The organism is Haladaptatus sp. CMAA 1909 (genome assembly GCF_043952005.1).
Lineage (GTDB): Archaea > Halobacteriota > Halobacteria > Halobacteriales > Haladaptataceae > Haladaptatus.
In genome coordinates, this window is record NZ_JBIOAV010000004.1 from 192,459 (window position 1) to 207,647 (window position 15,189).

A 15,189-nucleotide genomic window follows, 5' to 3' on the forward strand; every position below is an offset into this window, starting at 1 on the left:
TCGTCATAGCTAAAGTGGTTTTAGTAGGTTACAGGGCTGGTAGAATCGTCCGAAGAGGCAGTATCTCGTTGAGCTCAGTGGAATTGTTTGAAGATACGATAAATTATTCGGGAAATTATGACAATGTTCCAAGAGAATGACGATGGAACGACGAAGGAGCGTCTGAACAGACCCGTAATTGGCGTCGTCGCGACGCCGACGAACGCGGACGCAGTTGCTCGTTCCCTCCTCCGGGCAAAGCGGCACGGCTACCCGACGATGGTGGTGATTGCCGGCGATCAAAATGTTGAGTCGGTCACAGTGGCTACTCAACTCGGGTGCCACCTTGTAAACAGAGAATCACCACAAGATGGCTTTAGATCGTTGCGTACCGATCTCGCTCGATCGGCGAAGAGACGTGGGTTCCCTGGCGTGATTTTTCATCAGACACCGACAGAGAGGTTAGATTATGACAGAAGTGAAGAACGCTTTCTTCGGTCAGACGACTATATCGTCGACGGAGCAACGACGACGATTTCGAACAAAGTGTCCGTTCTCGTTGGAATTCCAGTCTATAACGAGGAGGATTCGATTGGAGAAGTCATCGAGCAAGCGAGTGTATACGCTGATGCTGTCCTCGTCGTTGACGACGGAAGTGATGACGAGAGCGCGGAACTTGCTTGTTCGGCCGGTGCGGATGTCATCGTCCACGAACGAAATCAGGGATACGGTAGCGCTTTGCGGACACTCTTCCGTGAAGCTGCCGTACTGCAGGTGGATCATCTCGTCGTCATCGATGGAGATGGACAACACGACCCAACAGACGTCCCGCGACTCGTGGCCGCTCAGCGCCAAACAGATGTGGAACTCGTCATCGGCAGTCGGTTCGTCGACAATGTCGACAATCAGATTCCACGCTACCGTCGGTTCGGTCTCTTGATGATAACTATTCTCACGAATCTCAGCTTCGGCGTCGTCCGACCGAATTCATGGATAACGGATTCGCAAAGCGGATTTCGGGCGTACGATGCTCGCATAATCAAATCGCTAGCCGTGGATTCGACGCTGGGGGACTCAATGGATGCAAGCACCGATATCCTCAATCATGCTCACCGCAATAACTACGACATAGAAGAGGTTGGAACGACTATTTCGTACGATGTGCCGAATGGAAGCAGCCTCAACCCAATACACCACGGTATCGTACTGGTACGGAACATACTCAAGACAGTCGAGCGCGAGCGTCCGATGACGATTCTCGGCGCACCGGGGTTCGCCGGCGCGCTTATCGGCTTCGGCTTCGGTTATTGGACGTTCATAAACTACGTCCAAACGGGAACGTTCCCGGTCGGACTGGCCATCACGTCGGTTCTGTTCTTACTCTCTGGTATCTTCGCCTGCTTTACCGCAATTATCCTCCACTCGCTGGGCACCCAAATAGGGGGTGTGAACGGATGACCTCTATACTGAACGCCTTGACGTTTGACCTTGAACACTGGTATTCGGCGACGCTCGTTCGGGACGCCGTCGATGATCCCATCGATCGGGTTCGCGATTCGGTTGCCATCGTTCGCAACCTCCTCGACGGACACGACGTGACCGCGACGTTCTTCGTCGTCGGAGAACTCGCTCGCGAGTATCCTGATTTGATCGAGCAACTCGCCGACGACGGACACGAGATCGGATCACACGGTCACACGCATACACCCCTCGGAGATCTCAATGTCGACTCGTTCCGGCGGGAACTCGTCGACAGCGCCGATGCTATCGAAGCGGCAACGGGACGACGCCCAAAGGGGTTCAGAGCACCGAATTTCTCTGTCGGACGAGAGACCGTGTGGGCATTCAATGCACTCTGTGACGAGGGATACCGGTACGATTCGAGTGTCTTCCCGACATGGACGCCGATGTACGGGGTTCCCGAAGCGCCGGTTCGGCCGTATCGCGTTGACCCGACCGACCCCTTCGGCCCGGGCGATGGTGAGCTGATCGAACTCCCCACTGCCGTGGCTCATCCGCGCGTCCGCATCCCTATCGCAGGTGGTTTCTACGCCCGCATGCTACCGGCGAGAATGCTACGAGAAGGCGTTCGGTCGCTCAATCGCAAAGGGATCCCCGCGACGCTTTACTTTCACCCTTGGGAGTTCAACCCGTCCGTTACCACTGACTCACCACCGTACCACGCTCGATTCGTCAGTTTCTACGGTATCGAACGAACGATTGGGAAACTCGATAGTTTGCTTGACGCGTTCGACTTCAAACCAGCAGGTCGAGTAGTAGAGACGAACGGGATGGTGTCCTAACACCCGTCGAGCCCCCGAACGACGTTCGCAGGGAGTACCTGGAACGTTCGGGGATGGTAGCACGAACGACGGATTCCCCTGTCATCTACGTAATCGGTTCACACGCAGTCGTCGGACTCGACGGTTCGGTAGTACCGTTTGGCCTCCGCCGGTTCGGGGTTCAACAAATTCATCGTACGTGATACCGTTCAGCACGACGGCGGTGTTGGATTCGAGGACCTGAACTCGACCGGATTCCACTTCGTCATCTCGGACACAGTCACGTTCCGAATCGACGGCTGTGTCATCCAGTCATCACTCCGGCATCTCCTTCACAGGCGATATTTGGAGACGCATGTGATGAGACACCTAACACCAAGATCCATCAATAGCATGTTGATAAGCGGACTGGGCCTGGTCGGCTACTGTGTCCCAGTCGTATTGTTGAGCGCGTTTGACTGGATTAGTAGACGGGCGTTCACCGCATAGTGCGGCATTGAGTGACTGGGTGAGAGAAATGACTGTGGGTTTGACGAGGAATCCCGCGCCGTCAATGACTTCGTCCGCAGCTGAATCTGGATAGTCAGCCGCGATGACAGTACAGTCGGCAGCCATTGCTTCTGCGAATGTGATTCCAAACCCTTCCCGCGTACTTGGGGATACGAAGACATCGGCGACGAGCATATGTCCAAGGACATCCTCATAGTCATCGACGAATCCGAGAAATTCCACGTTGGCGGCGTGGGTCAGCGACTTCTGCTTCTCTTCAAGATGTTCGCGTTCAGGTCCGTCGCCAACGATTCCTAAAGTTACGTCGTGGACATCGGCGACCGAGTCGAAGGCCTCGAGGAGCATATCTACGTTCTTGTGTTCGATGAGTCGACCGGCGAAGAGGATGTCGTAGCCCTCCTCAGGTGGTACGGCACTTCGGATCTGTTCGACATTAATGCCGTTCGGGACGATCTTGATGGTCTTACGGGCGGAACCGATGGCAGTGAGTCGGTCGGCCGTATTGGATGAGACCGCTATTGGATGGTGCGGCGTGCGCGCGGTGGCCCGCTCGGTGAGCTTTCCAAACGGTGCCAGGTACCCAAGGTACTCCTTCCAGTAGTTTCCCCACACCTCGTGCCACGTGATGACGAGGTTTGATCGCGCGGTCAATGTCCTAAGTTTCGCTGGAAAACACGGAAAGTATGGGAAACACTGGCAGTCGACAACGTCGTACTCTGCACCATCGAGCGCCGGAAACAACCGTGCCGCGAACCACAGTGCCTCTCGAATCGATCGACGACCATTGACGTAGAGTTCCTGTGGTTCACAGACGGCGTGAAGGGTGATACCGTCGTGATCGACGATACGTTGGTTTCGCTTGTCAAGCCACCAGCCGACGCAGTACCAGTGGACGTCGTGGCCTCGCCTTGCCAGCCTCGTCGCCAGTTCGTAGATCCGCTTTTCTGCACCACCTGTAACCCACGGATAAACTACATCATAGACGTATGCGATTTGCACCGAAATTCACCGGTGCAATTCGATTGGGCTCCCTAATAAAACGTGAGAAACGTTCAGACGCCCGTTTCATCCCCCTTCGGTACCGACGGTCGTTCAACCCTACGTTTCGAATCGACGTAACAAGGTATTTTGATATCGTTCAGCTTACCAACCAGCATAATACGACTTACCGTGGTTGAACTATCTAAATAACCTGACGAGTGGCTGAAATAGTGTCACTGGAAGCGAAATGGCAGTACCATTTGCAGTAGTCTATAGCGGCAGAATAGAAGACAGTGAGTTAAATCTGCCGTCAAATATCTGGATGATGAGATAGTCGCTATGGCAGACGAATTTTCGGAGAGAACCGTACCGGAGAGGAAGAGCTAGGCTATAAGACGTTTACCAATCTCGACGCGGTGTTCCTTCGAGATGACATCGAACACATGATCGTCTGCACGCCGAATGTTCCCACTCCGATATCATTATGCAGGCTATAGAATACAAAAACATGTTCTCTGAGAGGAAATGCTGGCGACGAGCGCGACATCGAAATCCGACGGTTCTTCGTTCCACTGCACCGCCGAGCCATCTTCGAGTGAGTTTTGCACGCGGAATCGTACTCGGTTGTCGACGAACTGGCTGAGAAAATAGTCTATCTCCCGGCGAGTTCGGATCCTTCGGAAAACGAAACTGTCAAGCGCTCGCTCGTCGTGGGACGTCTGTAATACCGCTCGATCGGGCGCTAGGTCTTTAATCAGGTCAAGGATAGCAGCTCCGGCGTCCGTGTCGAGTTCGGCCGTCGGCTCTACAGATCGCTCAGTCCGTCGCGTTCAAGCGGTTTGGCCTCTCGCTGCCACCACATTCACTTAGAAACGCCGCGTTTGACGAGCAGGAGCGCAACGTCCACTCTCGCAGACAGCAAGCGTAACAGATGAAATCGCTGGAAGGCGATACTGACCCGTTGCAGCCGTAGGCTGGTCAACTCTCGCTGGGAAAGCAACGTCTGTCTTTCCCAGCAAGTGTCATCATCTCACCCGTCGGCGTATCGAGTCCCGCAAGCAGGCGGACGTGCGTGGATTTTCTGCTTCTACTGGATTCCACGAGGCCGACAAACTCGTCGCGTTCGATTGCCAGTGATACGCCCAAAAGTGCTATCACCCTCAAACGGTTACAGTTCTCGTTACAGCGGTCACATCGAAACGGCTTGAAAGTATGACCACAGTAGCGGCATCAAAACCGACTTGGCTTATCGAACCGTAAAAAAGAGTACGGTCTGGCTCACCTGTCACCCCCGCAACCGTGTCACCGGGAAGCGTGTGGGTTCAGCGCGTCTTCTTCATCCTTCAAAATAAGGCGAGAACAATCGATTTCCATTGTGGTGTGATAAACAGGATTCTATCCGATCAAATGTCATCTCTATTTACATTCGTCTCCTCAAATTTTTGCCCTACTTTTGTCGGGTTCGAACGACCTAGTATTAAATAGGTACGTGTACATTTGTATATCACGTTGAAAGATGAGGGGGAGAAATGAGGTCGATAGACGAGAGTACATAAAACTACTTGCAGTAGCAGCTTTCACTTACCCGGAAATCCGGTCAGGGATCGAAAACAGAGAAACATCAGACATACAAAAAATGACGGAGAACCATGATTACTTCACGGCGACGGGTGCAAACGTCGACTGGCGCAAACTGTTTGACGAGAACATTGATCGACTCGACACCGATGTCGAGATCCGAGATGCCGAGTCGAACCTAGGCTCGTACACTCCTAAACATGGTGCGAAGTTCCTTGCGCTAAATACCGAGCGAATGTTTATCGGAGATGGGAACCGATGGCGGGCAATAGAATCCTCCGGAATATCGCCATCGGTCGATGCGGTAGGAACTCGCTCTCTCTCCGAAACGGTCATCTACGCTGCTGAATATGATTCGCTTCAGGGAGCTATCGATGATGTTTCTGCTGGCCAAACCGTCGTCATCCCAGCTGGGACGTCGACGATACAAAACCCGCCTATCGAGGTTCCAGAGAAAGTGACTATTCGGGGCGACCGATCGGGATCAACGTTGAGGCTACCCGACGGAGCGAACACCCATGCGATCACAATTGCTGAAGGGAGTGTGGATGTCACGCTGGAAAAATTCCGTGTCGACGCGAACGGGGACAACCAAGACACATCTCTTCCGCGTGGTAACTTGCACGTTATTCAGAAGCGGTCCGGCGCCTCATCAGTTCTATACCGGGATCTCACCGTAACCGACGGTGCGAAAGGCGCGGCGATCGGGAATGATGGAGGAAATGATATCGTTTGTATGAATTGCAACGGATACAGGGGCGGGAAGAACGGAGCGCCATGTGATTTTATTTTCAACAATCTAGTGACGAGCCTCCAAGTGAGTGGCTGCTACATCGAGAACTTCACTGATACCGCCGTAGCCCAGGATAATGTTCAAAACACAACCGTCTATGGAAACATAATCAAAGACTGTCAGTCTCAGGCGGTCACTTTCGTGAAAAACTCTAGCCGCGGAGCCATCGTGAATAACCGAGTAGTCAACTCAGGAAACCCTTCCGTGGACGGTGCGATTGTCGTTAATCCGTACGAGACCGATAAGCAACCGACTGAGGTAGTTGTCGCCAACAACACCGTCAGCGACTGCCCGTCAAACGGGATTTTTGTGGACGCGTCACGAGTCGGAACGATCGGAAACGTCGTGACCGGAAATGACGGGGTGGGTATCTTCTATCGAGGCGGAACCTACGGAGGGATCGTCGGCAACATAGTCATGGACAGCGGTACCACCGAGAGTCCTGCACCGGGAATTCGTCTCGGGAGTGCAGGGTCACGTCACTCCATCCATAACGTGGTCGGTATGAACGTCACGCAGAACGCGGGAAGCGCGCAGTCGTTCGGTATCGAAATCGACAGTCCGTCGGTAAACAATAACTCGTTCGTGGGGAACTCTGCCTCGAGACACACTCGGGGAGCCTGGAACGTTCCCGGACGTGAGAACATTCGTGTCGGAAACAATCCGCCGATGCCTCTCGCGTCGGGTTCTGTTTCACTCGATGCCGGTGGATCGCAAGTCGTTTGGTCTAGTTCACACACCGTATTCCATCCAATCATCTCGCTCATGGCGCTGGGTGGAATGGGTCAAGCGAACTCGTTCGTCACGACTGACGGAACGAATACGCAGATCTCCGTTCGGGAGATTGGCGGCGAAAATCCCGTCGAAGTGAGGTGGGCGGTTTGGCCGTGATGATCGAATTCGTGACGAACGAACAACGTTTCGACCAGACCCGCGAAGCAAATCACATCGGTGGTACGTATGTTGGGTGGTAGTCCGCGTTGGTTCCGCCGTCGATTTTACAGTAGATTCGCCGCGAACAGCGCGCGACGGAGGCACACGAAGTTCGACGGAAAAACCGATATGAATTCGTATGAGTAACGTCGAAAACGCGTTCCATCGCTTCGTACAGGGGACGGCCTTGGTGTTCATAGGTGACATACTAGGTGCGGGGAGTTCGTTCGTCGTCCGGCTCGGTACGGCCCGATATCTCGGGCCCGATAACTACGGTATCATTGTCCTCGGGATCACGGTCGTCGAGGTTCTGTCCATCGTCTCACTCCTCGGACTACCAGAAGGGATAGCTCGCAACCTCGGGAGAACCGACGAACCCAGTACGATGTACGCCCCGTTGTTAGCGTCAATCTCGACCGCTGGGATCTTCGCGGTCGGTCTCGTGCTGTTCTCGAATCAAATAGTTTCTTTCTTCCACGAGCCAAAATTCCTCCCGGTACTGATAGTCTTTGCTGCTTCACTACCGTTCGTCGTGCTCACTCGGTTAATCGTTGGAATATTCCGCGGCCTCGAAAAGTCTACATGGCGAGTCGTGGTGCAAAACGTTCTGAATCAGACCGGGACAGCCGTCGCCGTCGGGGTCGGGGTTGTACTGGGATTGAGACCAGTCGGTATCACCGGGAGCTGGTTCGTTGCGCCGTTCGTGGCGACGCTCATCGGGATTTACTTCCTCTACGGTCACACAAATCTCTTCGATATTTCTGAGATCACGCGGAGCTTAACCGGTCCCCTGTCGTGGGAACTCCTTTTGTTTTCCCTTCCGCTGGTAGTTTCGCGGAGTCTTTGGTCGCTGATGGAACAGAGTGACAATTTCATACTCGGCTATTTCAAACCGAGTTCGGTCGTCGGCGTGTACGACGCCGCCTTCACGGTTCCGAGGGTACTCCTCGTCGTTCACACCGCCATCGGATTTCTGTTCTTGCCAATCTTCTCCGACCTCGCTACCGTGGGCGACGCCGACGAAATGGATCGGTTTTACAAATTGGTAACGAAGTGGATGGCGCTCGTGTCGCTGCCGGTTTACTGTCTCATACTGGCGTTCCCTAAACCGATCCTATCGATCACGTTCGGTGCCGAGTATGAGTCCGCGACGAACCTCCTCTTGCTGATCTCGACCGGGTTTTTCATTCACATAATCGCCGGAATCAACGAACATGGTTTGATCGCACTTGGACGGACGCGAACTATCCTGCGCGGGAACATTATGTGTCTCTCGCTGAATATCCTGTTGAACGTCACGCTGATTCCGTCGATCAGTGCTTTCGGCGCGGCGTTGGCCTCCGTCTCGGCGTACATTGCCGTGAACAGCTATTGGACGTATCGTCTCTTTTCTTACAGCGGCGTGTTTCCGATCTCTTGGACAACTGCGAAAGTGCTCCTCCTGGGTTTCATCTCATTTTTCGGATCGCTGATCGCTGTCGAATCCGTTTTCGGTCGGACGATCGGAGCGATGGTGCTATTCACAATCCTGTTTGTCTTCTCGTATTTGATCGTGCTGTTCGTCCACATAGAACCAGAGGAAATTCGCTTTTTCCACATGCTTACTGAGGAACGTTCATAGTTATGCTCTACGAGAAAGTGGCATTTCATCGGTAACGTGCATTATTAACCGTCGAAGTTATTGTCCGTTCTATCGATGTACGTTTCCATGCATGTAGTTCAAACTCCTTGCCGATTTCATCCCGACATCGGCGGCGTGGAGTCGTACGTCCGTGACATCTCGAAAGAGATGGTACGGAAGGGTCACGACGTCACGGTCGTTTGCACAAGAAATTCGCCTCGTCTCCCTCGGAGTACCACGATCGACGGCATTCGCATAGAGAGAGTCGATCCGGTCGGAAAAATCGCGAACACCAGTGTCACCCCTCGACTACCGTTGAAGCTGCTGAAAATCGCCCGACGCGCCGACGTAATCCATACACACATTCCGACTCCATGGAGTGCCGACATCAGCGCGCTCGTCGGCTTGGTTACGAACACACCAGTGGTTCTCACATACCACAACGATATCACCGGAGAGGGAGTCAATCACTACGTGGCGCAACTATACAACAAAACGGCACTTCAGTTCCTTCTGCGCGTCACCGACCGAATCATCGTTACGCAGGAAGGATATCTGTCCCACTCTCCCCACATCGAAAACTACGCCGAAAAAGTCACCGTTGTCAACAACGGTGTCGATACGAGGGAGTTCCGTCCGAAGACGGTTCCTCAAAAACAGAAACGACAAATCGGTCTCGATCCGGCACGACCCAACCTCTTCTTCCTCGGCGTCTTGGATGAGTACCACGAGTACAAAGGACTCAATACGCTCCTCAGAGCAGTCAAAGAAATCGCACTACGAGATGGGGACACACCTAAGCTGCTCGTCGGTGGCGACGGTTCGCGTCGCTTGGCATACGAGTCGACCGTCACCAAAATGGGGATCGACAATCATGTCGAGTTTTGCGGACGAGTTTCGCAGGTAGAGCTCCAGCAACTTTACAGCAGTGCGGATCTCTTCGTGCTCCCGTCCAATGACGCAGACCAGGAAGGATTCGGACTCGTTATCCTCGAATCGCTTGCGTCCGGGACACCAGTCGTTACGACGAACGTGGTCGGGGTCTCCGACCATGTCGCAGATCTCAATATCGGTATCATCGTGGAGAAGGACAAACACGAGGCGTTGGCGGACGCCATCGTCGACGCGGTCAATACGATAGACGATTTTGAGATGGACGAAGCTAGAAAGCTCTGTGAGCGAGAGTACTCCTGGAAAGCGAGTACCGAGATGCTGCTGGATATCTACGAGAGTTTATAGACCGCTGTATCCTTTCGTCACAGCGCACTCGGTACACAACGAATTTGTCCGTTTGGAAATATTTGTCGAACGCTTTGCTTTTTTCAAACTTTCGATACGCCGTCTCGTTGATCGGTTTCCGATCATAATTCTCTATGGCTAATCCTTTAGTCTTGACTTCTTCATTCAATATAAAGTAACGAACGTCCCCTTTTGATTTTATGTACTGGCAGGCTCTCGTCGCGTTCGTACCGTACCAGACGTCTATCATCGCATCTCGGTTTCGATCCTCGTTGATACGGTACACCCATTTGTACTGGTACTCTCCCACCAGATACGCTCCAGTCTTCATATCGGTGTATATTGGGGTGCTCTGGTCGATACCGTGATCCTGAAGCTCAGTTGCTAGTTCTTCGTAGTTGTCCTGCTGGTAGGGAGTTACGATCGGATCAGGGATCGTGGCGATGTTGCCCGCAGCCATGATGATAGCCAACACCATGACCCAGGAAACCAACATCCTCTTGTGTCCATGCTCGTCGATGGCCTGCTCTAACTGATCCACTGTGATGAGGAGACCGGGAACGGCCATCTCGAAGAAAATCCGTGACCAAAAGAAGCTGGCCGAGAAACTTACGGGAATGTATGTGACGATTATCGTGTAAACCCAGATTAACCGTTCATCAAGGAAAAACGACCACTTCCGGATTGAAAACGCTCGCATGCACGAGAGACCGGAGGCTATCGCTATCGGCAAAAGTGTGATCGCACCGTACGGGGGTGCCGACACAATGAATGGAACAGAGTTCTCTCCAGAGATTCCGATAAGATCGTGCAGGGCGACGATAAAGGTGGAATTAGCCGACTCCCCATTTATTGTAAGTACATCATATTTGAATATATTCCGTATTACTGACTGTAATTGGAGAAGGTAGACAATAGCGAACGCGGCGGCGGTGGCCGTAACGAAACGCAGTCTATCGTTTCGCTGTACCGCACAAACAACACTAAACATTATTAATATCGCGAAGAGTAGGATGGTCCGTGGAAAGTAGAGGTATGAGATAAATGTCAAACAGACGACAGCGGAGACGAACATCCGTTGCTGGCCGCGTTTCCATTCGACCGTCGAGTAGACGCCTAGAAGTAGTATCGGAAATGACAAGCCGCGTGCCTCGGTGATGTACATCGCCGAGTAGTCCGGAACGAGAAAGACGAGTGACGCAGCGAGTAACTGATACTTTCGTTTATTGGTGTACAGTCCCCCCAACAGATATCCGGCTAGGAATTTTAGTCCCGCGGTCAGCAGAAAGAACCGCCTCCAGGTGCTGGTAAACCTTAAACCGGTAACGCGCTCTGCGAAAACGTTCGCGTATGCCTGGCCCGGTTCGTACACTCGAGTGCACAGCTTCGGCCAATACGCGTCGTAGTTCCCAATTGTGGACAAATGGGAGCAGTCGGGCAACCGTAATCCGGAGGACATGAGAAAATCTTCCACATACCACGTTGCGTAAGCCCATCTGTCGACACGCGGCGGGATGGAAACTGCTTTCACAATGACGACAAGGCATAGAAACAACGGTAATAAGTACAGTATCCGCTTTCGGATCAATAACAATACGGATACCCACCGTCGATATCGGTTGTTCCACCTTTCTCGTCCCATCGTATCTAGCCTCGCTATCGCACTGGACGCCGTCCGTTCGAACCGCTCGTCTTCCCATTCTGCGGGCGGAAGTGTTATACCTCATTTGATGTGTGCCCACAATTAATTCGGGTATTTAGAGTATTCGTTGGTATCTATAGTCAAGTCGTGACGAGCGTATATTGTTATTCGCTCAGATCCGATCGCACCGACGATTACTTTCGAAGAATTCTGGTAATACCGATGGTAAACGTTCGGCGCCTGGAATGAGAGACGTAGAATCGCACTATCTGACCTTTTGAACCTCTCGTCCCTTCTACACCCCATAATATAAGTAGACGTTTTGGAGATAATTGAAAAGTTAAATTTATGTCACCGTATGTAAACTTTTTTGCTCCGAATTTCATGTGACGTTCAATGGAAGCAAAATAATTTCCCGTTTCTATCTATTGTCTCCGGAGGTTTTATATGCTAAGATGACGGGTGGTGAATGGGAGATACGAAATGAGACCGTTCGTCGAACTAGTTTTCAACGGCACTTGTGACAGGAGGACGATTCATGAGTGACGATAGGTACAATTCGTCCTTTCACCGAGACGCCGAGGGCAGGAAAGATGTCGTGACGTCGATGGGTGGTTTCCGACGGGGTGAGTTCCAGATAGAGGACGACAATACTCGAGAGCGTTCGCTACAGCCGTTATCGCTCGTTCTCGGCGGTCTTGGAGCGTCGTTGATTGTCGGAGGGATAATATTACCAGGCGAGGGACCCGTGCTCTTCGCGCTGGGCGGGACTGGGATGTTTTCCGGAGTGCTTTTGTACTATCTTTCGCCCGAACTACGACTCTCCGCGCGCGTCTGTACCGATATGTACTCGGCGTTTTCCCGAAACGAACTCGCGATCATCCGAGAGTTCGGTCTCCAAAACGTGCAAATCTATGTACCGGAACCAACCACCTCGGCCCCCAATCGCTCCGGTGTCAGACTCTTCGTCCCGGAATCACCCGATTACTGCGTTCCGGTTGAGCTCGCTTCCGACTCCCTGTTCGTCGATTCCAAATCTTCCGCGGAACGCGGTATCGCTCTGTATCCGAGCGGAACGGATCTGTTTTGTCGTTTTCAAAACACCGCTACCAAAAAAGTTGCAAACACACCGGAGCGTATCATAGAACAGTTGATAGAGGCGATAACCGACCAGTTCGAACTGGCTCGCTCGGCTACCGCCAACTATGAAGCCGATAGCGGACGCTTCGTCGTCGAAATAGACGAGAATCGTCTCGGACCAATTGATCAGATCGACCATCCGATTGTTTCGTTCATAGCGATCGGACTGGCAAAGGGACTGGAACAACCGATACGTACTGACGTCGAAAACCCGGATTCCGAAAACGCCAGCACGTCGTTTATATCACTTTCGCTCGTATGAGCACGGTCGAACGTCGGTGCGCAGGACGAGAGACTCACAGACCAGAACCACTATCGGCAGATCATCGCCGAGACGATCCCTCAAACGACGGAGGAGGAGTTCAGTGATGATTGATATGACCCAACGACGGCGCGTCGTCTATAGCCAGACTATGTGGATGCTGATTGCAACAATCATACTGTCCGTGCTCGACGTCCTGTCGCTTCGAACGTTTATTGTCATGTCATTCATCGGTCTTATAACTATTGTTGAAGCGACCGCCCCTATTTATATCCAGCTACCGTGGCGTAGCCGCCTCCGCATCGTTACCCTTGTAGCGCTCTGTGCGTTCGGTTTTTTTGTTCTCCTTACAGTTCTCCGTTTCGTCGAATGGAATCCATTCTTCTAACGACTGGCGAATTTCGAGAGAGTACGTCGAAACCGGAGAAGAGTGCATGTTGTTCGTAGGCGTTATCCCATCATCCTATTTCGACCACGTGGCCGGTCTCCCGACTGACCGCTTACTGCCAGTGATCCGTACTACGCCGACGGGAGTAACAACGATGACTGGACCGACGAGGCGGATCTCTTAGACGATGCGGCCGTCCGCTGGAACGTCTCTACCGGTGGGAATCTCACATTCAGCGGTGCCACGTCGAGAGTTGGATTACGGATCTTCTGGACGGGGCGACGGGTTACCGGCTGCCCATCCTAAATTCCCACGGACTGGAAGCCATCGAATTCCAGAACGATGCCAACCGGCGGTTCTGATGACGTCTCAGGTGGTCTACGTCGGTAACAGTTCCATCGACGTCGTGGTATTCGAAGGCGGGAGTTTTTAATACGATGCGGCCGATCAAATTAAGATCTCGCTGCACGTCTTAGACTCGCATGTGGCCCTGGGAGCATGTCGGGTTCGGATATCTTGTGTATTCTCCCGTCGTCCATCGGTTGCGCGGGCGCCCGCCGACAGGAAGGGAGACCGTCGTCCTTGTAATCGCGACACAACTACCCGACGTGGTGGACAAGCCACTCGCCTGGACGGTGTCTGTTCTCCCAAGCGGTCGTTCGCTAGCCCACTCGGTGCTTACTGCGACACTCGTTGTTGGACTGGTCGCGATGTACTGTCGGCGAACCGGTCGCGAGGGTGCGCTCGCGTTCGGCGTGGGGTACTTCTCGCATCTCGTCGGCGACGCACTTTCCCCGGCGCTAGCCGGAGAGTATGCGTACCTCTCGTTCTTGCTCTGGCCTGCACTCCCGGTCCGCGCGGACGCCGAACCGAGTTTTGCCGCGCATTTCGGAGAGCTGTCTTCGAGTGGGTTCTCCGCCCCGGTACTTCTGTTTGCCGTGGTAACGATACTGCTCTGGGTGATCGACGGACTCCCCGGTATACCTCGGTCTCTCGTCGTTTTGCTGCAGTCGAACCAGTAAGCAGTCGCATGAAATTACTTCATTGTTGGATTCATAGAAAGATCTCCAGAGAGCAATATTTGTATTGCTCAATGGGGAACAGTCATCTGAGGCAGAGAAAGACGTCTCAGGGCTAATCGAACGACATATGAAGAAATCCACATATCTATGAGGACATGGATCAGAGGGCACTGTCTAGTTTAGTTCCTCTTCGACAGGTGTTCGGTTGTTGAGCGATTGAAGCGGTCGCTGATGGTTATAGTAATGCACAAACTGTTCAAGCCACTGCTGGACGCTGGACCGACTGCCCACCCACGACGTATGGAAGCGGTCGATCCGCTGCTTGAGCGTGTGAAACCACTTTTCGATCAGGTTTCGCTCTGTGTAGTCGAGCCGACCGCTCAACCCAATTCGAAAGGTGGCAGTCCGATAGCCGTAGCCATCAACGAGAAACGTAGCCGCTTGATCGGTCCCATGCCGATCAAATACTTTGACATCAAGCAGTAACTTTGTTTCTGTGTCTATTGCAGCGTACACCCAAGACCACTCGCCGTTGATTTTGACAGCGGTTTCGTCAACCGCGACCCGCGTCGGCGTCGCCGACGGCGGGTCGGAGACGCTGTCAGATACCCGACGAACCCATTGAAAAATCGCTTGATGCGAACGTTTTACGCCGAGGACCGCAAGAATCGCTTTTGTTTCCCTGAGCGAACACCCGGTCGCGTGAAACCGGACGGCGAATGCCCTGACGGGCGTCGCCGCCCGCTCACGCTCCCAACATTCAAGCGTAGCCGTCTCTAAACTCTTTTTGAGCAAGTTTGAGAGTAGCATGAATCACTA

Annotated in this window: 11 protein-coding genes; 8 read left to right on the plus strand and 3 right to left on the minus strand. The window is 53.0% G+C overall.

Features of this window, described 5'->3' with window-relative positions; translation table 11 throughout:
* Positions 1 to 123 precede the first annotated feature (123 nt).
* Positions 124 to 1,437, plus strand: a complete 1,314-nt coding sequence (locus ACGYLY_RS25555) for a glycosyltransferase family 2 protein (RefSeq protein WP_395285579.1) — start codon at positions 124 to 126, stop codon at positions 1,435 to 1,437.
* Positions 1,434 to 2,282, plus strand: coding sequence for a polysaccharide deacetylase family protein (locus ACGYLY_RS25560; protein ID WP_395285580.1), 849 nt, complete (start codon positions 1,434 to 1,436; stop codon positions 2,280 to 2,282). Before ACGYLY_RS25555 ends, ACGYLY_RS25560 begins: the two co-directional genes overlap by 4 nt.
* Positions 2,283 to 2,630: 348 nt before the next feature.
* Here the strand turns inward: ACGYLY_RS25560 and ACGYLY_RS25565 are convergent, their stop codons facing one another.
* Positions 2,631 to 3,770 carry a glycosyltransferase family 4 protein gene (locus ACGYLY_RS25565; RefSeq protein WP_395285581.1) on the minus strand — a complete coding sequence of 380 codons (1,140 nt, stop codon included), beginning with the start codon at positions 3,768 to 3,770 and terminating at the stop codon, positions 2,631 to 2,633.
* A 1,498-nt stretch (positions 3,771 to 5,268) separates the two neighbouring features.
* Here ACGYLY_RS25565 and ACGYLY_RS25570 point away from each other — a divergent pair.
* From ACGYLY_RS25570 to ACGYLY_RS25580, 3 genes are all read left to right on the plus strand, one after another.
* Positions 5,269 to 7,014, plus strand: a complete 1,746-nt coding sequence (locus tag ACGYLY_RS25570) for a right-handed parallel beta-helix repeat-containing protein (protein ID WP_395285582.1) — start codon at positions 5,269 to 5,271, stop codon at positions 7,012 to 7,014.
* A 181-nt stretch (positions 7,015 to 7,195) separates the two neighbouring features.
* Complete coding sequence (locus tag ACGYLY_RS25575) at positions 7,196 to 8,677, plus strand: flippase (RefSeq protein WP_395285583.1); 1,482 nt, start codon at positions 7,196 to 7,198, stop codon at positions 8,675 to 8,677.
* A gap of 87 nt (positions 8,678 to 8,764) precedes the next feature.
* Positions 8,765 to 9,916, plus strand: a complete 1,152-nt coding sequence (locus ACGYLY_RS25580) for a glycosyltransferase family 4 protein (protein ID WP_395285584.1) — start codon at positions 8,765 to 8,767, stop codon at positions 9,914 to 9,916.
* Here ACGYLY_RS25580 and ACGYLY_RS25585 read toward each other — a convergent pair.
* Entirely contained in the window at positions 9,840 to 11,447 is a 1,608-nt protein-coding gene (locus ACGYLY_RS25585) for a hypothetical protein (RefSeq protein ID WP_395285585.1), read from the minus strand. The genes ACGYLY_RS25580 and ACGYLY_RS25585 overlap by 77 nt on opposite strands.
* Positions 11,448 to 12,156: 709 nt before the next feature.
* Between ACGYLY_RS25585 and ACGYLY_RS25590 the strand changes: the two genes are divergently transcribed.
* From ACGYLY_RS25590 to ACGYLY_RS25600, 3 genes are all read left to right on the plus strand, one after another.
* Positions 12,157 to 12,960: a hypothetical protein gene (locus ACGYLY_RS25590; RefSeq protein ID WP_395291298.1), complete on the plus strand. Its 804-nt coding sequence runs from the start codon at positions 12,157 to 12,159 to the stop codon at positions 12,958 to 12,960.
* Between the two features lie 106 nt (positions 12,961 to 13,066).
* Positions 13,067 to 13,348: a hypothetical protein gene (locus ACGYLY_RS25595; RefSeq protein ID WP_395285587.1), complete on the plus strand. Its 282-nt coding sequence runs from the start codon at positions 13,067 to 13,069 to the stop codon at positions 13,346 to 13,348.
* A gap of 482 nt (positions 13,349 to 13,830) precedes the next feature.
* A complete protein-coding gene (locus ACGYLY_RS25600) occupies positions 13,831 to 14,370 on the plus strand; it encodes a metal-dependent hydrolase (RefSeq protein ID WP_395285588.1) in 540 nt (179 codons plus the stop codon).
* 174 nt (positions 14,371 to 14,544) lie between these two features.
* Here the strand turns inward: ACGYLY_RS25600 and ACGYLY_RS25605 are convergent, their stop codons facing one another.
* Positions 14,545 to 15,180 carry an IS6 family transposase gene (locus ACGYLY_RS25605; protein ID WP_395285589.1) on the minus strand — a complete coding sequence of 212 codons (636 nt, stop codon included), beginning with the start codon at positions 15,178 to 15,180 and terminating at the stop codon, positions 14,545 to 14,547.
* Positions 15,181 to 15,189: the final 9 nt, after the last annotated feature.

Excerpts from the sequence above, each read along its gene's own strand:
- ACGYLY_RS25555 (WP_395285579.1), top strand. The coding sequence starts at position 124 with ATGTTCCAAGAGAATGACGATGGAACGACGAAGGAGCGTCTGAACAGA.
- ACGYLY_RS25560 (WP_395285580.1), top strand. The coding sequence starts at position 1,434 with ATGACCTCTATACTGAACGCCTTGACGTTTGACCTTGAACACTGGTAT.
- ACGYLY_RS25570 (WP_395285582.1), top strand. The coding sequence starts at position 5,269 with ATGAGGGGGAGAAATGAGGTCGATAGACGAGAGTACATAAAACTACTT.
- ACGYLY_RS25575 (WP_395285583.1), top strand. The coding sequence starts at position 7,196 with ATGAGTAACGTCGAAAACGCGTTCCATCGCTTCGTACAGGGGACGGCC.
- ACGYLY_RS25580 (WP_395285584.1), top strand. The coding sequence starts at position 8,765 with ATGCATGTAGTTCAAACTCCTTGCCGATTTCATCCCGACATCGGCGGC.
- ACGYLY_RS25595 (WP_395285587.1), top strand. The coding sequence starts at position 13,067 with ATGATTGATATGACCCAACGACGGCGCGTCGTCTATAGCCAGACTATG.
- ACGYLY_RS25600 (WP_395285588.1), top strand. The coding sequence starts at position 13,831 with ATGTGGCCCTGGGAGCATGTCGGGTTCGGATATCTTGTGTATTCTCCC.
- ACGYLY_RS25605 (WP_395285589.1), bottom strand. The coding sequence starts at position 15,180 with ATGCTACTCTCAAACTTGCTCAAAAAGAGTTTAGAGACGGCTACGCTT.